General features: G+C 56.4%; 16 protein-coding genes. 15 read left to right on the top strand and 1 reads right to left on the bottom strand.

What is annotated here, in order from left to right; translation table 11 throughout:
* Positions 1 to 373 precede the first annotated feature (373 nt).
* The 13 genes from sdhC to rluB all read left to right on the top strand — a co-directional run bounded on the left by sdhC (position 374) and on the right by rluB (position 15,512).
* The gene (gene sdhC / locus E5Q11_RS04400) at positions 374 to 748 is read left to right on the top strand and encodes a succinate dehydrogenase, cytochrome b556 subunit (protein WP_135802156.1); all 375 of its coding nucleotides are present in this window, start codon (positions 374 to 376) and stop codon (positions 746 to 748) included.
* Positions 742 to 1,086, top strand: coding sequence for a succinate dehydrogenase, hydrophobic membrane anchor protein (sdhD, locus tag E5Q11_RS04395; RefSeq protein ID WP_135802155.1), 345 nt, complete (start codon positions 742 to 744; stop codon positions 1,084 to 1,086). Before sdhC ends, sdhD begins: the two co-directional genes overlap by 7 nt.
* A gap of 3 nt (positions 1,087 to 1,089) precedes the next feature.
* Positions 1,090 to 2,862, top strand: a complete 1,773-nt coding sequence (gene sdhA / locus E5Q11_RS04390; protein ID WP_135802154.1) for a succinate dehydrogenase flavoprotein subunit — start codon at positions 1,090 to 1,092, stop codon at positions 2,860 to 2,862.
* A 14-nt stretch (positions 2,863 to 2,876) separates the two neighbouring features.
* Complete coding sequence (locus E5Q11_RS04385; protein ID WP_135802153.1) at positions 2,877 to 3,581, top strand: succinate dehydrogenase iron-sulfur subunit; 705 nt, start codon at positions 2,877 to 2,879, stop codon at positions 3,579 to 3,581.
* A 307-nt stretch (positions 3,582 to 3,888) separates the two neighbouring features.
* Complete coding sequence (locus E5Q11_RS04380) at positions 3,889 to 6,726, top strand: 2-oxoglutarate dehydrogenase E1 component (RefSeq protein WP_135802152.1); 2,838 nt, start codon at positions 3,889 to 3,891, stop codon at positions 6,724 to 6,726.
* Positions 6,727 to 6,751: 25 nt separating this feature from the next.
* Positions 6,752 to 8,008, top strand: coding sequence for a 2-oxoglutarate dehydrogenase complex dihydrolipoyllysine-residue succinyltransferase (gene odhB, locus E5Q11_RS04375; RefSeq protein WP_135802151.1), 1,257 nt, complete (start codon positions 6,752 to 6,754; stop codon positions 8,006 to 8,008).
* A 35-nt stretch (positions 8,009 to 8,043) separates the two neighbouring features.
* Positions 8,044 to 9,486 carry a dihydrolipoyl dehydrogenase gene (gene lpdA, locus E5Q11_RS04370; RefSeq protein ID WP_135802150.1) on the top strand — a complete coding sequence of 481 codons (1,443 nt, stop codon included), beginning with the start codon at positions 8,044 to 8,046 and terminating at the stop codon, positions 9,484 to 9,486.
* 75 nt (positions 9,487 to 9,561) lie between these two features.
* Positions 9,562 to 10,728, top strand: coding sequence for an ADP-forming succinate--CoA ligase subunit beta (gene sucC / locus E5Q11_RS04365; protein ID WP_135802149.1), 1,167 nt, complete (start codon positions 9,562 to 9,564; stop codon positions 10,726 to 10,728).
* On the top strand, positions 10,728 to 11,600 hold the full coding sequence (sucD, locus tag E5Q11_RS04360) for a succinate--CoA ligase subunit alpha (RefSeq protein WP_135802148.1): 873 nt from the start codon (positions 10,728 to 10,730) through the stop codon (positions 11,598 to 11,600). The genes sucC and sucD overlap by 1 nt, the downstream gene beginning before the upstream one ends.
* Positions 11,601 to 11,742: 142 nt before the next feature.
* Positions 11,743 to 12,957, top strand: a complete 1,215-nt coding sequence (locus E5Q11_RS04355) for a tryptophan--tRNA ligase (RefSeq protein WP_191964448.1) — start codon at positions 11,743 to 11,745, stop codon at positions 12,955 to 12,957.
* Positions 12,958 to 12,973: 16 nt separating this feature from the next.
* The gene (locus E5Q11_RS04350; protein ID WP_135802147.1) at positions 12,974 to 13,810 is read left to right on the top strand and encodes a segregation and condensation protein A; all 837 of its coding nucleotides are present in this window, start codon (positions 12,974 to 12,976) and stop codon (positions 13,808 to 13,810) included.
* Between the two features lie 34 nt (positions 13,811 to 13,844).
* Positions 13,845 to 14,507, top strand: coding sequence for an SMC-Scp complex subunit ScpB (gene scpB, locus E5Q11_RS04345; RefSeq protein WP_135802146.1), 663 nt, complete (start codon positions 13,845 to 13,847; stop codon positions 14,505 to 14,507).
* A gap of 39 nt (positions 14,508 to 14,546) precedes the next feature.
* Positions 14,547 to 15,512, top strand: coding sequence for a 23S rRNA pseudouridine(2605) synthase RluB (gene rluB, locus E5Q11_RS04340; protein WP_135802145.1), 966 nt, complete (start codon positions 14,547 to 14,549; stop codon positions 15,510 to 15,512).
* Positions 15,513 to 15,520: 8 nt separating this feature from the next.
* Here the strand turns inward: rluB and E5Q11_RS04335 are convergent, their stop codons facing one another.
* Positions 15,521 to 16,453, bottom strand: coding sequence for a GGDEF domain-containing protein (locus E5Q11_RS04335; RefSeq protein ID WP_135802144.1), 933 nt, complete (start codon positions 16,451 to 16,453; stop codon positions 15,521 to 15,523).
* 271 nt (positions 16,454 to 16,724) lie between these two features.
* Between E5Q11_RS04335 and E5Q11_RS04330 the strand changes: the two genes are divergently transcribed.
* The gene (locus tag E5Q11_RS04330; RefSeq protein WP_135802143.1) at positions 16,725 to 17,408 is read left to right on the top strand and encodes a GntR family transcriptional regulator; all 684 of its coding nucleotides are present in this window, start codon (positions 16,725 to 16,727) and stop codon (positions 17,406 to 17,408) included.
* 1 nt (position 17,409) lies between these two features.
* Positions 17,410 to 20,907, top strand: a complete 3,498-nt coding sequence (smc, locus tag E5Q11_RS04325; RefSeq protein WP_135802142.1) for a chromosome segregation protein SMC — start codon at positions 17,410 to 17,412, stop codon at positions 20,905 to 20,907.
* The last annotated feature ends 111 nt before the right edge of the window (positions 20,908 to 21,018 follow it).

The raw sequence follows: 21,018 nt of genomic DNA, 5'->3' as shown, positions 1-21,018 counted from the left end.
TTCAGATGGCGCGTATTATCGCAAAACTGGCGGCAAAATATAGGGCGTTGGCTTTTTTTGTCAATGAAGCAGACCACAAATGTCATGATCCGGCACCGTGTGGCGGCTTTGCTGGCGCGAGGGGAAGCCTTGATTTCACGGGCTCTGGCAACCTTGCGCGTTTGTAATTACAGGGCTCACTCCTTATAATCCCTAGCCCGTAATCGGGGACTTCCTGAGTACAGCGCCGGATTCAGAAGAGCGCACGCCCGGACCCCATCCTGAGCCAATCGTGTGTCGGCATCGTAGCCGCATACCGATCTGTACATACCAACCCCTCCGCAGTCGGATTCAATCCGGTTAGTGGAATTAAAAAAGAGAGTGTGAGAGCGCTGTGAATAGCAAACGACCAGTAAATCTCGATCTCGGCAAGTTTCATTTCCCACTGCCAGCCATAACGTCCATTTTGCATCGCATCAGTGGCATCATCATCTTTGTTGGTGTTGCCTTCATGCTGTATGGACTTGAACTTTCCCTGAGTGGAGAGGCCGGCTTCAGTCGAGTAACTGACTTGCTGGACAGCTTCCTGGCGAAGCTGATCACCTGGGGCATTCTGTCCGCCCTGCTGTACCACCTGGTTGCCGGCATCAAGCACCTGCTGATGGATATGGGTATCGGCGAAGAACTGGAAAGCGGTCGTCTCGCCGCGAAGGCCACGGTAGTGGTGTCAGTTATCCTCATCATTCTGGCAGGAGTCTGGGTATGGTAAATAGCGTAACGAACCTTGGCAGAAGTGGCGTCTTTGACTGGATGGTCCAGCGGGTCACCGCTTACGTACTTGCTCTATATACAATTTTTTTACTGGGTTTCACACTCACGACAGACATTGACTATCAGACCTGGTCAGGGCTTTTCAGTCAGACCTGGTTCCGCATATTCACGCTGTTGGCCCTGATTTCCATTGGGGCCCATGCGTGGGTCGGCCTCTGGACAGTATCAACGGACTATATCAAGGCTGCAGCCCCGAGATTCCTGTTCCAGGCGGTCTGTGGACTTGCGATGTTCGTGTATTTGGTTTGGGGCATTCAGATTCTGTGGGGGCTTTAATTAATGTCTAACATCAAGACCATGTCTTATGATGCAATTGTGATTGGCGGCGGCGGTTCCGGCATGCGCGCTGCGCTTCAGCTGACCGAGTCCGGCGTCAACACGGCCTGCATCACCAAGGTGTTTCCGACCCGGTCACACACAGTGTCGGCTCAGGGTGGTATCACCTGTGCGATTGCCAGTGCGGATCCCAATGATGACTGGCGCTGGCACATGTATGACACCGTCAAAGGGTCTGACTACATCGCCGACCAGGACGCTGTCGAGTACATGTGTTCGGTCGGTCCCCAGGCGGTGTTCGAGCTCGAGCACATGGGGTTGCCATTCTCTCGCACCGAGCAGGGCCGGATTTATCAGCGTCCGTTCGGCGGACAGTCCAAGGGGCCGGATAACCCGACCCAGGCCGCAAGGACCTGTGCCGCGGCTGACCGTACCGGTCACGCGCTTCTGCACACTCTCTATCAGGCAAACCTCAAGGGCGGTACAACCTTCCTGAACGAATGGTATGCGGTAGATCTGGTCAAGAACAGCAAAAACGAAGTGGTTGGCGTTGTCGCCATAGAAATTGAGTCCGGCGAAGTTGCTTACATCAAGGCAAAGGCGACAGTACTGGCGACCGGCGGTGCGGGACGCATTTACGCGTCAACCACCAACGCCCTGATCAATACCGGCGACGGCATCGGTATGGCGCTGCGCGCCGGCTTCCCGATGCAGGATATGGAGATGTGGCAGTTCCACCCCACCGGCATCTATGGTGCTGGCACACTGGTAACGGAAGGCTGCCGGGGTGAAGGTGGTTATCTGATCAACTCCGAAGGCGAGCGATTCATGGAGCGTTACGCCCCCAACGCCAAAGACCTCGCTGGCCGTGACGTTGTAGCCCGTGCCATGGTCATCGAGATTCTTGAGGGTCGGGGTTGCGGCCCGGAGAAAGACCATGTTCTTCTGAAGCTTGATCACCTGGGCGAAGAGACACTGAATCTCCGTTTGCCGGGTATCTGCGAGCTTTCACGCACGTTTGCCCACGTTGATCCGGTGAAAGAGCCGGTTCCGGTGGTGCCAACCTGTCACTACATGATGGGCGGTATTCCGACCAACGTTGGTGGTCAGGCGCTGACCCAGGATAAAGACGGCAAAGACCAACCGATTCCCGGCCTGTTTGCCTGCGGTGAAGCAGCCTGTGTATCGGTTCACGGTGCAAACCGTCTTGGCGGTAACTCATTGCTTGATCTGGTGGTCTTCGGCCGTTCAGCCGGCCTGCACATCGAAGAGCAGCTTCGCGGTGGCTTTGAAGTCGACGGCGCCAGCGAAGAAGACATCAAGGCAGCCATGGCCCGCCTGGACCGCCTGAATTCAGCGTCAGAAGGCGAGAGCGTTGCTGACGTACGCAAGGATCTGCAGAGCTGCATGCAGCTGTACTTTGGCGTTTTCCGCGATGGAGCGGCAATGGAAGAAGGCCTGAAAAAGCTGGAAGCCATTGGTGAGCGGTGCAAGAAGACCAAGTTGTCTGATACCAGTAACGCCTTCAACACCGCGCGCATTGAAGCGCTGGAGCTGGACAACCTTTACGAGGTGGCGCTGGCTACCGCCGTATCGGCGTTCGAGCGCAAGGAAAGCCGCGGTGCCCATGCACGTAATGACTTCACCGAGCGTGATGACGATAACTGGCTGAAGCACTCCCTGTACTTTCCGCTTGAAAAGCGGCTGGGCAAGAGGGACGTCAACTTCACGCCGAAGACTGTTCCGACCTTCGAACCGAAGATCCGGACCTATTAAAGGGGGATGTAACAATGTTGGTAAGTGTCTATCGTTACAACCCGGAGACAGACAACGCGCCCTATATGCAGGACGTGGAAGTCGAGATTCCGGAAGGCAAAGACCTGATGGTTCTGGACGTCCTGAACCTGATCAAGGAGCGGGATACCTCCATGGCGTACCGCCGCTCATGCCGCGAGGGCGTTTGTGGCTCGGATGGCATGAACATGAACGGCAAGAACGGTCTTGCCTGCATAACGCCGCTGTCTGATGTGGTCAAGAAGAACAAGCTGGTCCTGCGTCCGCTGCCAGGCCTGCCGGTCATCCGGGATCTGGTGGTCGATATGAGCCTGTTCTACAAGCAATACGAAAAAGTAATGCCTTATCTCGTCAATGACTCGCCGGCGCCGGCCATTGAGCGTTATCAGTCTCCGGAAGAGCGGGAAAAACTGGACGGTCTCTATGAGTGCATACTCTGTGCCTGCTGTTCCACTTCCTGCCCGTCTTTCTGGTGGAACCCGGACAAGTTCATTGGCCCTGCGGGCCTGCTTCAGGCCTACCGCTTCCTGGCAGATAGCCGGGATGACGCCCAGGAAGAGCGTCTGGCCAACCTTGATGATCCCTTCAGTGTTTTTCGCTGCCGTGGCATCATGAACTGTGTCAGTGTTTGCCCGAAAGGTCTGAACCCCACAAGGGCTATCGGTCATATTCGGGACCTGCTGCTTCAGAGGGCAACCTGAGCAGAATCCTGAACAGACGCTATACTGTGCTTTAAATCAAGGCATCCGGAGGGGCTCGCAATGAAGCGGGCCCTTCAACCAATGGCTTATAGCCATGGCCAGTGGAGGGATGCAGACTACGCAAGCCGTGGATAGGGCCCAAAAGGTTCTTCCGCGGCTTTTGCAGAGTTAAACTAACGGGGCATGGAAAACACCCGTGTTGGATATGGCTGCCAAAGTCGATCCCGTAATAACCCGTATTGACTGAGAACAACCCCTGGCAGACCATAGCTAACTCCCCGCACCAGCCCAAGGTGAGCTATTCAACATGCACGAAAGCATAATGGAGCAGTTGTGGCAGACTTCCCACTTACAAGGTGGAAATCTGGCCTACGTCGAGCAGCTTTTCGAGACCTACCTGACTGACCCCAATGCCGTTCCCGAGGAATGGCGAAGTTATTTTGACCGACTCCCCAGTGTTGATGGCTACAAAGGACGTGACGTCAGTCATGCCTCAATACGCCAGCAATTCGAACATATATCAAAAAATCAGCGTTTTCTGGCCACCGGCGGCGTTCCCGCCAGTGCAACGGCCGATGCCGATAAGAAGCAGATCCGTGTTCTTCAGCTGATTAACGCATTCCGCTTCCGTGGTCACCAGGAGGCCAAGCTTGATCCACTTGGTGTCTGGAACCGGCCACCGGTAGAAGATCTTGACCCTGCATTCCATGAGCTGACCGAAGCCGACCATGATCTGGAGTTCCAGACTGGTTCCCTGTGCTTTGGCGCCGAAACCATGCGGCTCAGAGACATTGTTGACGGTCTGAGGGAAACTTACTGCGGCAGCATTGGTGCAGAGTACATGCACATCGTTGATACCCGCAGAAAACGCTGGTTCCAGCAGCGGATGGAGCCTGTGAAATCCCGTCCGAATTTTGAGGCCCGTACCCGTAAACATCTGCTTGAGCGGCTTACCGCGGCAGAAGGTCTCGAGAAGTATCTGGGCTCCCGTTATCCCGGCGTGAAGCGTTTCGGCCTGGAAGGGGGTGAAAGCCTGATTCCCTGTCTGGACGAGCTCATCCAGCGAGCCGGCAGTTACGGCGCGAAGGAGGTTGTGGTTGGTATGGCCCACCGCGGCCGGCTGAACGTGCTGGTGAATACCCTCGGCAAGAACCCCAAGGAGCTGTTTGACGAGTTTGAAGGCAAGAAGCTCGCAGATTCCGGTTCCGGCGACGTGAAGTATCACCAGGGCTTTTCATCGAACGTCATGACGGACGGCGGCGAGATTCATCTGGCTCTGGCTTTCAACCCGTCACACCTGGAAATCGTTTCTCCGGTGGTTGTGGGTTCGGTGAGGGCTCGCCAGACCCGTCGTGACGACAAAGACGGTGCCCAGTGTGTTCCGATTGTCATGCACGGTGACGCGTCATTCGCCGGTCAGGGTGTGGTAATGGAAACCCTGCAGATGTCCCAGACCCGCGGTTACGGCATCGGTGGCACCATTCATGTGGTTATCAACAACCAGGTAGGCTTCACCACCAGCAAGCAGGAAGACGCCCGCTCGACAGAATACTGCACCGATGTGGCAAAGATGATTCAGGCGCCGATCCTGCACGTAAACGCAGACGACCCTGAAGCCGTGTATTTTGTCACCCAGATGGCCATGGACTACCGCCACGAATTCAAGGAAGACGTGGTAATCGATCTGGTCTGTTATCGTCGTCGTGGCCATAACGAGGCAGACGAGCCGGCTGCAACCCAGCCGCTGATGTATGAGAAAATCCGTGGGCTCAAGACCACTCGGGCAATCTACGCTGAGAAGCTGATTGCTGATGGCGTGATTACCGAGGAAGAATCCAAGCAGACGGAGCTGGAGTACCGCGATGCCCTGGACAAGGGGGATCATGTGGTCAAGTCGCTCGTGAAAGAGCCGAACAAAGACCTCTACGTCGACTGGACGCCCTATCTGGGTCACGAGTGGACAGCCAAGTGCAAGTCCAGCGTGTCCCTGAGAACCATTCAGAAACTTGGCAAGAAACTGACGGCACTGCCGGAAGGTTTCAGTGTTCAGCGCCAGGTATCAAAGATTGTCAGTGATCGCGAGAAAATGACCGCGGGCGCTTTGCCAATCAACTGGGGCTACGGCGAGGTCATGGCCTACGCAACGCTTCTGGATGAAGGCCACCCGATCCGTATCACCGGTCAGGACGTTGGTCGTGGTACTTTCTCGCATCGCCACGCCGTTCTGCACAACCAGAAAGATGGATCGACCCACATTTCCCTGGAGCACATTGCTGAAGACCAGCCGAAATTCGAAATCTACGACTCGCTGCTGTCTGAAGAAGCGGTCATGGCGTTCGAGTATGGATACTCCACTACGTCGCCCAGCGGTCTGGTGGTATGGGAAGCGCAGTTTGGTGACTTTTCCAACGGCGCTCAGGTGGTGATCGACCAGTTCCTGACCAGCGGTGAACACAAATGGGGCCGGCTGTGTGGTCTGACCCTGCTGTTGCCCCACGGCTACGAAGGGCAGGGGCCGGAGCACAGTTCTGCAAGGCTCGAGCGGTTCCTGCAGCTGTCGGCAGAGCACAACATCCAGGTGTGTGTACCGACCACGCCGTCGCAGGTTTTCCATATGCTGCGCCGACAGGTAAAGCGCCCGCTGCGCAAGCCGCTGGTGGCGATCACGCCGAAGAGTCTTTTGCGTCACAAGGAAGCAACATCCGATCTTGAAGATCTGACATCGGGCACCTTCAAAACGGTGTTGCCGGAAAAAGAACCATCGGATCCAAAGAAAGTCACGCGTTTGATCCTGTGCAGCGGCAAGGTTTATTTCGACCTGCTTGAGCGCAAGAAAAACGACGAGCGGGATGACGTGGCAATTGTCCGCATTGAGCAGCTTTATCCGTTCCCCGGGGATGATCTTGACGAGTTGCTCAGCCAGTACACCAAGCTCAAGCATGTGGTCTGGTGCCAGGAAGAACCAATGAACCAGGGCGCCTGGTACTGTAGCCAGCACCACATGCGCAACGCGCTTTACCGGCTTAATCCCAAGCTCTACCTGCAGTATGCTGGGCGCGATGCCTCAGCTGCTCCAGCCTGTGGACACATGTCTGTGCACCTGAAAGAGCAGAAAAAACTCGTAAACGACGCTTTTGAAATCTGACGAGCTACCGAACTAAGGATCCGAGATGTCAACTGAAATAAAAGCCCCCGTTTTTCCAGAGTCAGTCGCGGAAGGAACGATCGCGACCTGGCACAAACAGCCGGGCGAAGCCTGCTCACGCGACGAGCTGATTGTCGATATCGAGACCGACAAAGTGGTTCTCGAAGTTGTCGCGCCGGCCGACGGTGTGATCGAAGAGGCGATCAAGGGCGAGGGTGACACCGTCGAAAGCGGCGAGGTCATCGGTAAGTTCAAGGAAGGCGCAGCGGGCGAGTCAAAGCCTGCGGAAAAATCCAGTGGCGGCAGTGAAGCCAGTGGTGCCGGAAAAGAGTCGGGCGCAACAGGCGGTGCCGAAAGCAGCGCCAACACCCAGTCCGGTGAAGCAATTCTGAGCCCTGCGGCCAGAAAACTTGCTGAGGAAAACAATGTTGACCCGGCCAGCATCAAAGGCACCGGAAAAGACGGTCGCGTAACCAAAGAAGACGTTCAGAATCATGTGGATGCGGCCAAGAGCTCCAGTGGGTCATCCAAAGCGGCGGCGCCGGTTGGCGACATGCCTGAGGTGAACGTTCAGCAGGGCGAACGCCCTGAAAAGCGTGTTCCCATGACCCGCCTGCGCGCCAGCATCGCCAAGCGCCTGGTGAACGCCCAGCAGACCGCCGCGATGCTGACCACCTTCAACGAGGTCAACATGGGCCCGGTGATGGAACTGCGCAAGCAGTACAAGGAAAGCTTTGAAAAGCGCCATGGTATCAAGCTCGGCTTTATGTCGTTCTTCGCCAAAGCTGCCACTGAGGCCCTGAAGCGTTTCCCAGCGGTAAACGCATCCATCGATGGCAACGACATGGTGTATCACGGCTATCAGGATATCGGTGTTGCGGTCTCCACCGAGCGCGGCCTGGTTGTGCCGGTTGTGCGTGACGTTGACGGGCTTGGCCTGGCCGACATCGAGAAGAAAATTGTCGAATACGGCACCAAGGCCAAAGACGGCAAGCTGGGCATTGAAGACATGACCGGCGGTACCTTCACCATTACCAACGGTGGTATTTTCGGGTCGTTGATTTCAACACCGATTCTCAACCCGCCCCAGACGGCCATCCTTGGCATGCACAAGATCCAGGAGCGGCCGATGGCAGTGAACGGCCAGGTGGTGGTTCAGCCAATGATGTATCTGGCGCTGTCTTATGATCACCGCATGATTGACGGCAAAGAAGCGGTTCAGTTCCTCGTAGCGATCAAGGAAATGCTCGAAGACCCGGCGCGCATTCTGCTGGATGTCTAAGCGTTCACTTAACGAATCAGGAAACAGGGTTAACTATGTCTGACAAATATGACGTCATTGTTATTGGTGCCGGTCCCGGCGGTTACGTTGCTGCTATCAAGGCGGCCCAGTTGGGGCTGAAAACTGCCTGTGTGGAATCCTGGACCTCCGAGGACGGTAAAAGCCAGGTTCTGGGTGGCACCTGCCTGAACGTGGGCTGCATTCCGTCCAAGGCTCTGCTCGAGATTTCTCATAAGTTTGAAGAAGCCAATCATGGCTTTGAGATGCAGGGCATTATTGCCAAGGATGTCAAAATTGACATCGGCAAGATGATGGAACGCAAAAGCGGTATTGTGAAGCAACTGACCGGTGGTATTGGCGGCCTGTTCAAGGCCAACGGCGTTACCTCAATCCACGGTCACGGCAAACTGCTGGCTAACCGTGTGGTTGAGGTTACCGATAAAGACGGCAAAGTCACCAAGTATGAAGCGGATAACGTGATCCTGGCCAGTGGTTCGAAGCCGATCCAGATCCCGCCGGCACCGTTCGACGGTGAATACATTGTTGATTCCGAAGGCGCGCTGGAATTTGACGAGGTTCCCAAGCGTCTTGGTGTTATTGGCGCCGGTGTTATCGGTCTTGAGCTGGGCAGCGTCTGGGCAAGACTCGGCGCCGAAGTAACCGTCCTTGAAGCGGTGGACACCTTCCTGCCCGCGGTGGATCAGCAGATTGCCAAAGACACACTGAAACAGTTCCAGAAGCAGGGGCTGAACATCATCATGGGCGCCCGTATGACCGGCGCTGAGGTGAAGCGCAAGCTGGTCAACGTCACCTATGAGGACTCCAATGGCAAGCAGGAGCAGAAGTTTGACAAGCTGATTGTGGCTGTTGGCCGTCGGCCTTACACCGACAACCTGCTGTCAGAAGATGCCGGCGTGCAGATGGACGAGCGCGGCTTCATTTTCGTTGATGATACCTGCAAGACCGAAGCGCCGGGCGTCTGGGCCGTTGGTGACGTGGTTCGTGGGCCAATGCTGGCGCACAAGGCGTCAGAAGAGGGCGTGATGGTTGCTGAGCGTATCGCCGGGCATAAGCCGCAGGTGAACTATGACTGCATCCCCAACGTCATCTACACCTTCCCGGAAGTTGCCTGGGTTGGCAAGACAGAAGAAGAGTTGAAGTCCGCAGGCGAAGCTTACAAAACCGGCGTTTTCCCGTTTGCTGCGAATGGCCGCGCCATGGCGGCAAACTCGGCGTCCGGTATGGTCAAGATCATTGCGGATGAAAAAACCGACCGTATTCTCGGCTTCCACGTCGTAGGCCCGCAGGCCTCAGAAATCGTGGCGCAGGGCGTGATTGCGATGGAGTTCGGCTCCAGTGCTGAAGATCTGGCCCTGACCTGTTTCGCCCATCCGACTCTCTCCGAATCGGTACACGAAGCAGCACTGGCCGTTGACGGCGGCGCTATTCACGTCGCCAACCGTCGTAAAAAGAAGTAACGCGAAACGGGAAACCAGGGGGCGCCAACGAAGGCGCCCCACTGCTATCCTCCATCAAATAGCGGGACATAGACTATGAATTTGCATGAATATCAGGGCAAGCAGCTATTTGCTGAATATGGCCTGCCAGTATCCAAGGGCATTGCCTGTGATACGCCAAAGGACGCCGTCGCGGCTGCTGACGAGATCGGCGGTGATGCATGGGTTGTCAAGGCTCAGGTCCATGCCGGTGGCCGTGGTAAGGCCGGTGGCGTAAAGCTGGTCAAAAGCAAGGACGAGATTCGCGCTTTCGCCGAGCAGTGGCTGGGCAAGAATCTGGTGACCTACCAGACCGACGAGCATGGTCAGCCGGTCAGCAAAATCCTTGTTGAATCGTTGACCGACATTGACCAGGAGCTTTATCTGGGCGCGGTTGTTGACCGTGGCAGTCGTCGGATTGTTTTCATGGCGTCCACCGAGGGCGGCGTTGAAATTGAAAAGGTCGCCGAAGAGACGCCAGAAAAAATCCTCCGGGCGGAGGTTGATCCTCTGGTTGGCGCGCAGCCCTATCAGGGCCGCGAACTGGCGTTCAAACTTGGCCTGGAAGGCAAGCAGATTGGCCAGTTCACCAAGATTTTCCTGGGTCTGGCAAAGCTCTTTGAAGAGCGTGACCTGGCACTGCTGGAAATCAACCCGCTGGTTATCACGCCGGCCGGTGACCTGCACTGTCTGGACGCCAAGATTGGGGTAGATGGCAACGCGCTATACCGTCAGAAGAAAATCCAGGAAATGCACGATCCTTCCCAGGAAGATTCCCGTGAAGCGGAAGCTGCAAAATGGGAACTGAACTATGTTGCCCTGGAAGGTAATATCGGTTGCATGGTCAACGGTGCGGGTCTGGCCATGGGCACCATGGATATCATCAAACTCTCTGGCGGCCAGCCGGCTAACTTCCTCGACGTGGGGGGCGGCGCAACCAAAGAGCGGGTTTCCGAAGCATTCAAGATCATTCTGTCTGACGATAACGTCAAGGCCGTTCTGGTCAACATATTCGGCGGCATAGTGCGCTGCGACATGATCGCCGAGGGCATTATCGGTGCGGTCAAGGAAGTGGGCGTTAAAGTGCCGGTTGTTGTGCGTCTGGAAGGCAATAATGCTGAAAAGGGTACTCAGGTACTGAAAGACAGCGGCCTGAACATCATTGCCGCAACCAGTCTGGCCAATGCCGCAGAGCAAGTCGTTAAAGCCGCGGAGGGCAAATAATGAGTATCCTGATCAATAAAGACACCAAGGTTATCTGCCAGGGCTTCACCGGCGCTCAGGGTACGTTTCACTCCGAGCAGGCCATTGCCTATGGCACAAACATGGTCGGTGGCGTAAGCCCCGGCAAAGGCGGCACTGAGCATCTTGGCCTGCCGGTATTCAACACGGTTCGCGAAGCCGTTGAGAAAACCGGTGCCCAGGCAACGGTCATCTATGTACCAGCTCCGTTCTGTAAGGATGCCATCATCGAAGCGGCGGATGCCGGTATCGAGCTGATTGTGTGTATCACCGAAGGCATCCCGACCATCGACATGCTCTATGCCAAAGAGTACGTGGATCGGAAAGGCGTCCGTATGATCGGGCCGAACTGCCCGGGTGTGATTACGCCGGACCAGTGCAAGATCGGCATTATGCCAGGGCACATCCACCAGCCGGGTAAGGTTGGTATCGTGTCCCGTTCAGGCACGCTGACCTATGAAGCGGTCAAGCAGACCACAGACTTCGGTTTTGGCCAGTCCACCTGTGTTGGTATTGGTGGCGACCCGATTCCGGGTTCCAACTTCATCGATATTCTGCAGTTGTTGCAGGACGATCCGCAGACCGAAGCCATCGTCATGATCGGTGAAATCGGCGGTACTGCGGAAGAGGAAGCGGCAGCCTTCATCAAGGCCAACGTGACCAAACCTGTAGTTGCCTACATTGCTGGCGTTACTGCGCCCCCGGGCAAACGTATGGGTCATGCCGGTGCGATTATTTCTGGCGGTAAGGGCACTGCGGATGAAAAATTCGCCGCCCTGAACGATGCGGGCGTCAAAACCGTTCGCAGCCTTGCCGATATCGGCAAGGCTCTGAAAGAAGTGACCGGCTGGTAAACCAGCCTGTCTGCAACAAGCCCCCGGGTCTGCATGTCGGACTTCCGGGGGCTTTTTGTTTAACGCAGGACCTTCATCAGACTATAATGCCCGGTCGTCTGCCAAAAGGCGGATGATCAAATCTTACAAAGGAGTTCTTGCTTTGAGTTCTGTAGATTCCCAGCAACGGATACTGTCCGGCATGCGTCCCACCGGAAAGTTGCACCTTGGCCATTATCACGGTGTTCTGAAGAACTGGGTGAAACTCCAGCATGAATTCGAGTGCTTCTTCTTTGTCGCCGACTGGCACGCGCTTACCACCAATTACGACGATCCAAGCGGCATTGAGCAGAGTGTCTGGGATATGGTCATCGACTGGTTGGCTGCCGGAGTGAACCCCGGATCGTCAACCATGTTTATCCAGTCCAAAGTGCCTGAGCACGCCGAACTGCACTTGCTGCTGTCGATGATCACGCCGCTTGGCTGGCTCGAGCGGATTCCCACTTATAAAGACCAGCAGGAAAAACTGCGCGAAAAAGATCTGGCGACCTATGGCTTTCTGGGGTACCCACTGCTGCAGAGCGCAGACATTCTGATGTATCGAGCCGGCCGGGTGCCGGTGGGTGCTGATCAGGTTTCCCATGTTGAAATTACCCGGGAAATCGCGCGCCGCTTCAATCACATCTACGGGCGCGAGCCTGGATTTGAAGAGCAGGCCGAGGGCGCCATCGTCAAGATGGGTAAAAAGAACGCCAAACTGTACCGTACACTCAAGAAGCGGTATCAGGAAGAAGGTGATATGGAGGCTCTGGAGACCGCCAGGGCACTGTTGAAAGAACAGCAGAATATCTCGCTGGGCGACCGAGAGCGCCTTTACGGTTACATCGAGGGCGGCGGCAAGGTGATCCTGCCTGAGCCCCAGCCCCTGTTGACGCCAGACTCGAAAATGCCGGGCCTGGACGGCCAGAAGATGTCCAAGTCCTACAATAATTACATAGGCCTGCGGGAGGACCCGGATTCCGTTTCCCAGAAGGTTCGAACCATGCAGACGGACCCCCAGCGCGTTCGCCGCACGGATCCGGGCGAGCCGGAGAAATGCCCGGTCTGGGGCCTGCACAAAGTCTATTCGGATGATAAAACCCGGGAATGGGTGCAGACCGGTTGCCGCAGCGCCGGTATTGGTTGTCTCGAGTGCAAAAAGCCGCTGATTGACGCCATCGTGGAAGAGCAGAAGCCATTACACGAGCGGGCAGAAGAATACGAGGGTAATCCGGATCTGGTCAGGGCCATTATTGAAGAAGGCAATGAGCACGCTCGCGATGCCGCCCGGGATACGCTGGAAGAGGTCAGGTCGGCCATGGGGCTGAGTTACCGCTGAGCGGTCAGGAGAGTGCATGACGGAAGAAACCACAGGCAAGTTACCCGCCGAGGAGCCAGCAGCGTCGACTGAACACCGGTCGCCACTGGCGCGGGTGTCGGGCAAACCTGTGGTCGATCTGCCCAACGATCTTTACATACCGCCGGATGCCCTGGCGGTATTTCTGGAAGCGTTTGAAGGCCCGCTGGACCTGCTTCTGTACCTGATTCGTCGACAGAATATGGACATTCTGGACATTGATGTGAGCGAAATAACCCGTCAGTACATGGATTACATCGGTGCCGTTGAGGCAATGCGGTTCGAACTGGCGGCGGAATATCTGGTGATGGCGGCCACGCTTGCAGAGATCAAGTCCCGGATGCTTTTGCCTCGCCAGGAAAGCGAGGACGACGAGGAGATTGACCCGAGGGCCGAGCTGATACGCCGTCTGCAACAGTATGAGCGTTTCAAGCAGGCGGCTGAAGATATTGACCAGTTGCCCAGGCAGGAGCGGGATACTTTTTCAGGCTCGGCAGCCTTGCCCAGATTACCCTCAAGCCAGACTCATCCGGACGTCGATCTGCGGGAAATGCTGTTGGCTCTTCGGGGTGTTCTGGCCCGGGCGGACCTTTTTACAAGCCATCACGTTGAACGGGAAAGGCTATCCACCCGTGAGCGAATGTCCGCCATTCTCGCCATGCTGGAAGACGACCGGTTTGTGACTTTTGAAAGCCTGTTTACCCCGGAAGAGGGCAAACTCGGGGTGGTTGTCAGCTTTCTGGCGACCCTCGAACTGGTCAAGGAACAGCTAATTGAAGTGGTGCAGGCTGAGGTGCTTGGCCCGATACACGTGCGGGCAAGAGCCGTCAGCTGAATTGAAAGCCGTCAGCTGAGTTGAGAGCCGACTTATGAACGAAGAGAATCTGCGGAAAATCCAGGCAATCACCGAAGCAGCCCTGCTTGCAGCTGGCAAGCCCATGTCTCTTGACCAGCTGAGGGAACTGTTTGACGAACACGAACGCCCGGCGCGCCAGGTAATGGAGCATGTGATGGTGCTTCTGGATTCAGCCTGCGTTGGTCGCGGCTTCGAGCTGAAAAAGGTGGCCAGCGGCTACCGGCTTCAGGTTCGTGAAGCCTATGCACCCTGGGTAGGAAAACTGTTCGAAGAAAAACCCCAGCGCTATTCCCGAGCTCTGCTGGAAACTCTGGCCCTGATTGCGTATCGGCAGCCTATTACCCGTGGTGAAATTGAAGACATTCGTGGCGTAACCGTCAGCAGTAACATCATCCGGACCCTTCAGGAACGGGAGTGGGTGAGGGTGGTTGGCCATAGGGACGTGCCCGGGCGGCCGGCAATGTATGCCACTACGCGCCAGTTCCTGGATTATTTCAACCTTCAGGGCCTTGACCAACTGCCGCCCTTATCTGAAATCCGTGACCTGGAAGAAATCGGGCGCGAAATTGAAAAGAACATGCAGGCGGAAATTGAATTTGAGGCTGCGTCGTCTGATGACGAAACTCCCGCCACCGAGTCGGGGCCGTCGGCAGATCCGGACCAGACACTTCACTGATTTTGCCACTTTGGCACTTCTAATCGAAAGGATGTATTCATGGCGGCTGATCGCCCCCAAAAACCGGTATCCAGAACCTCTGAAGCCCCATCCGTAGAGGGCCCCGAGCGTATCCAGAAGTTATTGGCGCGGGCCGGTGTTGGTTCCCGACGGGAGGTCGAGAGCTGGATCGAGGCCGGCCGGCTGCAAATCAATGGTGAGCCCGTTGCGCCGGGCCAGAAAGCCTCAGTGAAAGACCGGATAGAACTGGACGGAAAGCGGCTGGACATTGCTGCGGGCGCCGAGGTACTGCGGCGGGTACTGATCTATAACAAACCGGAAGGTGAGGTGACCACAAGGCGCGACCCCGAGGGACGGCCGACGGTCTTTGACCGCCTGCCAAGACTTCCGGACCATCGCTGGATTGCCATCGGTCGCCTGGACATCAATACCACCGGTCTGGTGCTGTTCACCACAGACGGGGAATTGGCGAACCGGCTAATGCATCCGTCACGACAGGTTGATCGTGAATACGCAGTTCGGGTGTTCGGGGAAGTGGATGAAGCCATGATCAAGAGGCTGTCCGAGGGGGTCATGCTGGACGATGGCACCGCCCGCTTCACCGATATTTCCGAAGCCGGCGGCAAGGGCATCAACCAGTGGTACCACGTTACCCTGATGGAGGGCAGGAACCGGGAGGTCAGGCGCCTCTGGGAGTCCCAGGGGGTGCGGGTCAGCCGCCTTAAAAGAGTCCGGTACGGCCCTGTTTTTCTGCCCAGCCGCCTGGTGATGGGTAAGTGGGAGGAACTTGACCAGAAAGCCGTGGATACGCTGAGCCGGTCGGTAGGGCTTGAACCGGTTGCCATTCCTGCCAAGACACCGTCAGAACAGAAGGCTCACGACCGCAAGCGCAAGAAACAGGCAGCTCCGGCAAGGCGCAAACCGGGCACACCAAGGTGGCAGGTGTCGGGTTCACCCTCTGAAAAAACAGATACGGAACGCAAGCCGGTCAGAAAGAAGCGCTAATTTCCGGCTCAGGCAGGGTTAATGGCAGGGAACACCCGGGTGCAGTTGCGGCCAGCCGCTTTGGCCCGGTAGAGAGCTTCATCGGTCCGTGCCAGCCATTGGTCCGTGCTTTCATCCTGAAGACGCATGGCGACACCGCAGCTGGTGGTGACTTCAATGTCTGTTTCGCCACAATTGACGCGGATACTGTTTACAAACTGTCGGATACGATCAGCAACAACCCGGGCATCGGCCTCGTCAGTCTGGGGTAGCAGAATGGCGAACTCTTCACCGCCAAAGCGGTAGACTTCATCCGATGTCCTGATGGCTTTCTGTAATTCGGCAGCCGCCAGCTGCAAAACGTGGTCGCCAACAATGTGCCCGTGACGGTCATTGATGGCCTTGAACCGGTCCAGATCGCAAAGGATCAGCGAATTTTCCTGCCCATGCCGATCGCCCAAAGAGGTCGCCCTTGCCAGGGCATCGTCCATGGCACGTTTGTTGGGGATGCCGGTCAGGGCGTCCGTCAGGGCAGCCTGTTCAACGGTGAGGTACATGCAGGCGTTGCGAATCGGGCAGATGGCGGCGCTCAGAATCAGCTCAATGCCTTCCATTTCTTTTTCAGCGAACCGTTTATTGCGGGTGAAGGTCAGTGATCCGTAAAACTGACCCTCCAGATTCAGGCGGTAATCGCAACGATGAGGGCCGCCCATGCCGGTGGCATAGACAAAGTCGCGGGCGGCAATCTGGTGCCGGTAGGTCATGCAGTCGAAGGGAATCACGTCGTTGATTTCTTCGGCGAGAATGCCCATCTGGGTCTCAAGACTGAGTGTGGTCGACAGGCGGCGTGTCAGCCGCGTCAGCACGTCCGGTGACTCATTCCAGTCTTTGTGGGTCTGCATCAGCGTTGCCAGTTTACGTGGGTTTCCGGCGACGCTTTGGATCGTTGGGATATGCTTCACGGTTCACGACCTGTTTAGTGTTTGCTTCGTTAAAGCACAGGGCTTGCCAAAAATTAAAAAAACATATAAAGCAATGGCATAAAGCAAATACTTAAACCTGGAGCGGAAGCTAGCGGCTAAATTTCATGGCGTGCCGCCAAAAAACTGGCAAAGAATTTCCACTGGTTTATCTTCCCGGAAAATCCACGCAAAAGGATTGGGCTGACTCATCGCTGTGATAAACTTTCCAGCTTATTGTTCCGGCGTCCGTTGAAAGGGATCATTCAGGATTATGAGGTTTCAGGCCCCCGAAAGTCTGTCCGAGCAGATTGCCCAGCACCTTGGCCAGCGTATTGTCACTGGCGACCTGGCGCCTGGCGCAAGAATCCAGGAACTGAAAGTGGCCGGTGACCTGAACGTCAGCCGGGGTTCAGTTCGTGAGGCGCTGTTGATTCTGCAGCGCAGACATCTGGTGGATATTTTCCCGCGCAGGGGTGCCGTGGTATCCAGGTTGACCCCGGAACTGGTAAACAGTCTCTACGATATCTACATCAACCTGCTGTGCATGCTCGGGCGAAAAGTGCTCGAGCGCTGGTCCGGTCGGGAACTGACCGGGGTGATGGGCCAGGTGCGTGAACTGCAGGCGGTCATTGATGCACTCAACTCACCCGGCAGAGATGCGGCGGAAAAAGTGATCGAGGCGGGTTTCGGAGTCATGCGATATGCCTATGAGCTGGTTGAAAACCCGTTTCTTGAGGAAACCCTGGAGAATTTCAGGCCTGCTATCAGCCGAACCTACTTTGTGGCACTTGAAAACTTTCGTGAAGAGTTGGACTCTACCGCCCGTTTTTTCCAACAACTTGCCGAAGCCGCAGCCGCTGATGACCCGGCAGGACTGGAACAGGGTATCCGTGATTTCGGTGAACACCAGCGCCAGCAGGTGCTCAGTATTCTCGGGACAGGAGTAACTGCCTGATATGCGCCTCAAGTCGATCAAGCTGGCCGGTTTCAAATCGTTTGTCGACCCCACGACAGTGCCATTTCCCACCAATCTGACCTCCGTTGTTGGTCCGAACGGCTGTGGCAAGTCAAACATCATCGACGCAGTTCGTTGGGTTATGGGCGAAAGCTCGGCCAAGTACCTCCGTGGCGAGTCGATGACTGACGTAATCTTCAACGGCTCGAGTGCCCGAAAGCCCGTTGGCCAGGCCTCGATTGAACTGGTTTTTGATAACAGCGACGGCTCAGCGCCCGGTGAATTTGCCCAGTTCAATGAGATTTCCGTTCGTCGTCGGGTGTCCAGGGAAGGGCAATCAGAATATTTCCTGAACGGTTCACGTTGCCGACGGCGTGATATTACCGATCTGTTTCTGGGCACCGGTCTGGGCCCGCGGAGCTATGCCATTATCGAACAGGGCATGATTTCCCGCCTGATCGAGGCCAAGCCGGAAGAGCTGCGAGTCTATATCGAGGAAGCTGCCGGCATATCCAAATACAAAGAACGCCGGAAGGAAACCGAGAGCCGGATTCGGCGCACCCAGGAAAACCTGGAACGCCTGACCGACCTGCGCGATGAACTGGGTCGACAGTTACAGCATCTGCAAAGACAGGCTGAAGCCGCCGAGAAATACCGCAATTACAAGCAGGAAGAGCGTCAGAAAAAAGCCGAGCTGACGGTGCTGCGCTGGCAGTCACTGGACCAGGAACTCCAGAACTCCCGGGCCCGTATCCGTGACACCGAGCTGGAACTGGAAAAGCACCTTACTGAAAGGGTAAACCTGGAAACATCCCTGGAAAATCTTCGGGAAAGCCACCAGGAGCGCAATGAACATTTCAATCGAGCCCAGGCAAAATACTATGAAGCGGGCGCCGATATAGCGCGTGTAGAACAGAGCGTTGAACACCAGAAAGAGCGCAGCCGCCAGACCGCCGCGGAACTGGATCAGGCCATGGCGAACCAGCGGGAGCTGGCCCGCGAGCTGGAACAGGATGAGCACAAGCTGGCGTCGATTCAGGAAGAGCTCAACGAACTTGAGCCTGAACTGGAAACCCTGAGCCTGACCTCTGAAGAATCCGGTGAACAGCTTCAGCAGGCTGAAGAAGCCATGAGCGAGTGGCAGCACCAATGGGAGAATTTCAGCGCCCGCGCGTCAGATTCGAGGCGACAGGCGGAATTGTCCCAGTCCCGCATTCAGTCTCTGGAAAATGCCATAGAACAGCTTCGCAACCGTCAGCAACGCATGGGCGATGAAAAGAGGCTGCTGGACGAACAGCTGGACCGGGCACAGCTGGACGAGATGGTTGAACAGCAGGAAACCCTCGAACTGCGCCGGGATGAATCAGCGGAGCGCATTGCGGCCTTGCAGGATGAACTGCAGGAAGCGCGCTACCAGCAGCGGGAAGCCGAAGCCTCAGCAACCGAGGCGCGGCAGACTGTCCAGAGCCTGCGGGCGTCACTGGACTCACAGCAGGCATTATTGGACGAGCAGCTCGGTGGCGAAAATGAAGCCCTGAAAGACTGGCTGTCGGGTCGGAATCTTGGTGATAACAACCGTCTGGCAAGGCGCCTTAAGATCGAGAATGGTTGGGAATTCGCGGTTGAACAGGTCATTGGCCGATTCAGCCAGGGGATGAGTGTTCCCGGCTTCGATTCCATCCAGAGCGAGCTGGCCAACGCCCCTCGCGGCCTGGCCATCGTCAGTGAACATGGGACCGGCATTCAGGCAGCCGGGCGCAGCCTGGCTGCGAAGGTCAGCGGCGCCGGCGGCATGATGGCTGCGCTGGCCATGGTTGAAACCGCAGAGACGCTTGATGAGGCCCTTGGTCGGCAGGGGCAGTTAGAGCCGGGGATAAGCATCATCACGCCCGAGGGGGCCTGGCTGGCAAAAGACTGGGTACTTATGCCGGATTCAGAGTCCGCTCACGTTGGTGTCATCGAGCGGCAGAAGAAAGTTACCGAACTGGCGGAAGAGCTTGATCAGGCAGAGATTCGCCTTGAATCGGTGGAGGTAACACTGGAGCAATACCAGGAAACCGCAGAGAAAGCCGAATCCGCCCGGGAGGCGGCCCAGGCCGAGCAGGCGGAAGTTGAGCGGGAACTGTCGTCGCTGGCTTCCCGGGTCAGCGGGATCAGAGCCAGAACAGAACAGATTGAAGACCGTCTGTACCGGATTGAAGAAGATATGGGCGATGTCGCCCTGCAACTGGAAGAGCAGCAGGAACAGTTGCTTGAGGCCCGTGAAGAGTGGCAACAGGCCCTGGCCGCCACGGAAACCGGCGATGAGGAAAAGGAGCGCCTTCTGGAGCAGCGTGACAGTCTGCGGGAAACCCTGGACCGTCTTCGCCAGGCAGCCCGTCACGATCGTGACCGCGCCCATCAGTTGCAGCTTCAGTTGCAGTCTCTGCACAGCCAGCGGGATGGCCTGAGGCAGACTCTGGAGCGCATGCAGTTACAGAAAGAGCGCCTGGAAGAGCGTCTTGAATTCCTCAGGGAGAGCCGCGAGACCGCCGAAGAGCCGATTGAAGACCTTCAGATGCAACTGGAAGGGCTTCTGGAACGCCGCCTGGCCGAAGAGCAGAAGTTGTCGGCAGCCCGTGACGCGCTCGAGGAAATTGATCGCGATGTGCGCGAACGTGAGCAGGGCAGAAGCCGGGTCGAACATCAGATTCAGGATGTCAGGACGAAGCTTGAAAAAGTGAAAATGGAATCCCAGGCCACGGATATCCGCGCGGCCCAGCATTTGGATCAGCTGAAAGAGCTGGATGTACATCTGCAGGAGGTGGTGGATGCACTACCGGAAGACGCAACAGAGCAGGCCTGGACTGAAGAACTGGAAAAGATAGGGTCGCGAATTCAGCGCCTGGGCGCCATCAACCTGGCCGCTATTGAAGAATATCAGGTGCAGAGCGAGCGCAAGCAATACCTCGACAGCCAGGATGAAGACCTTCGGGAGGCGCTGGAAACCCTGGACAATGCCATGCGTAAAATTGACCGCGAAACCCGACAGCGCTTCAAGGAAACCTTCGACAAAGTGAATGGCGGGCTTCAGGCCCTGTTTCCCAAAGTGTTCGGCGGCGGCAATGCCTACCTGGAACTGACCGGAGAAGACCTGCTGGAAACCGGTGTTACCATCATGGCGAGGCCACCGGGCAAGAAGAACAGTACCATTCATCTGCTGTCTGGCGGTGAAAAGGCTCTGACCGCCATTGCACTGGTTTTCTCTATTTTCCAGCTCAATCCCGCGCCTTTCTGTATGCTGGACGAGGTAGATGCCCCGCTGGACGATGCTAACGTTGGGCGTTATGCAAAAATGGTCAAGGAAATGTCCAGTCAGGTGCAGTTTATCTACATCACCCACAACAAGATCGCCATGGAAATGGCGGACCAGTTAATGGGGGTAACCATGCATGAACCGGGGTGCTCGCGGTTGGTATCCGTTGATGTCGATGAGGCAGCGGCGCTGGCCCAGGCCTGAGCAATGAATGACCCTGGGACGCATGACAAAACGGCCATGTAGGGCCAGCAAGCGTTGTATTCAAATGAGCGTTTTCATAGAGTAGCGCGTTATAGGTATCGCAAACAGGAC

Origin of the sequence: Marinobacter confluentis (assembly GCF_004785685.1) — a bacterium.
GTDB classification, from domain to species: domain Bacteria; phylum Pseudomonadota; class Gammaproteobacteria; order Pseudomonadales; family Oleiphilaceae; genus Marinobacter; species Marinobacter confluentis.
This window is presented reverse-complemented; position numbering and strand designations above follow the sequence as displayed.

What these genes read in the sequence shown, in the direction of transcription:
- E5Q11_RS04350 (WP_135802147.1), top strand. Translation starts at nt 12,974, where the DNA reads ATGACGGAAGAAACCACAGGCAAGTTACCCGCCGAGGAGCCAGCAGCG.
- sdhA (WP_135802154.1), top strand. Translation starts at nt 1,090, where the DNA reads ATGTCTAACATCAAGACCATGTCTTATGATGCAATTGTGATTGGCGGC.
- lpdA (WP_135802150.1), top strand. Translation starts at nt 8,044, where the DNA reads ATGTCTGACAAATATGACGTCATTGTTATTGGTGCCGGTCCCGGCGGT.
- rluB (WP_135802145.1), top strand. Translation starts at nt 14,547, where the DNA reads ATGGCGGCTGATCGCCCCCAAAAACCGGTATCCAGAACCTCTGAAGCC.
- scpB (WP_135802146.1), top strand. Translation starts at nt 13,845, where the DNA reads ATGAACGAAGAGAATCTGCGGAAAATCCAGGCAATCACCGAAGCAGCC.
- smc (WP_135802142.1), top strand. Translation starts at nt 17,410, where the DNA reads ATGCGCCTCAAGTCGATCAAGCTGGCCGGTTTCAAATCGTTTGTCGAC.
- odhB (WP_135802151.1), top strand. Translation starts at nt 6,752, where the DNA reads ATGTCAACTGAAATAAAAGCCCCCGTTTTTCCAGAGTCAGTCGCGGAA.
- sucC (WP_135802149.1), top strand. Translation starts at nt 9,562, where the DNA reads ATGAATTTGCATGAATATCAGGGCAAGCAGCTATTTGCTGAATATGGC.
- E5Q11_RS04385 (WP_135802153.1), top strand. Translation starts at nt 2,877, where the DNA reads ATGTTGGTAAGTGTCTATCGTTACAACCCGGAGACAGACAACGCGCCC.
- sdhD (WP_135802155.1), top strand. Translation starts at nt 742, where the DNA reads ATGGTAAATAGCGTAACGAACCTTGGCAGAAGTGGCGTCTTTGACTGG.
- E5Q11_RS04330 (WP_135802143.1), top strand. Translation starts at nt 16,725, where the DNA reads ATGAGGTTTCAGGCCCCCGAAAGTCTGTCCGAGCAGATTGCCCAGCAC.
- E5Q11_RS04380 (WP_135802152.1), top strand. Translation starts at nt 3,889, where the DNA reads ATGCACGAAAGCATAATGGAGCAGTTGTGGCAGACTTCCCACTTACAA.
- sucD (WP_135802148.1), top strand. Translation starts at nt 10,728, where the DNA reads ATGAGTATCCTGATCAATAAAGACACCAAGGTTATCTGCCAGGGCTTC.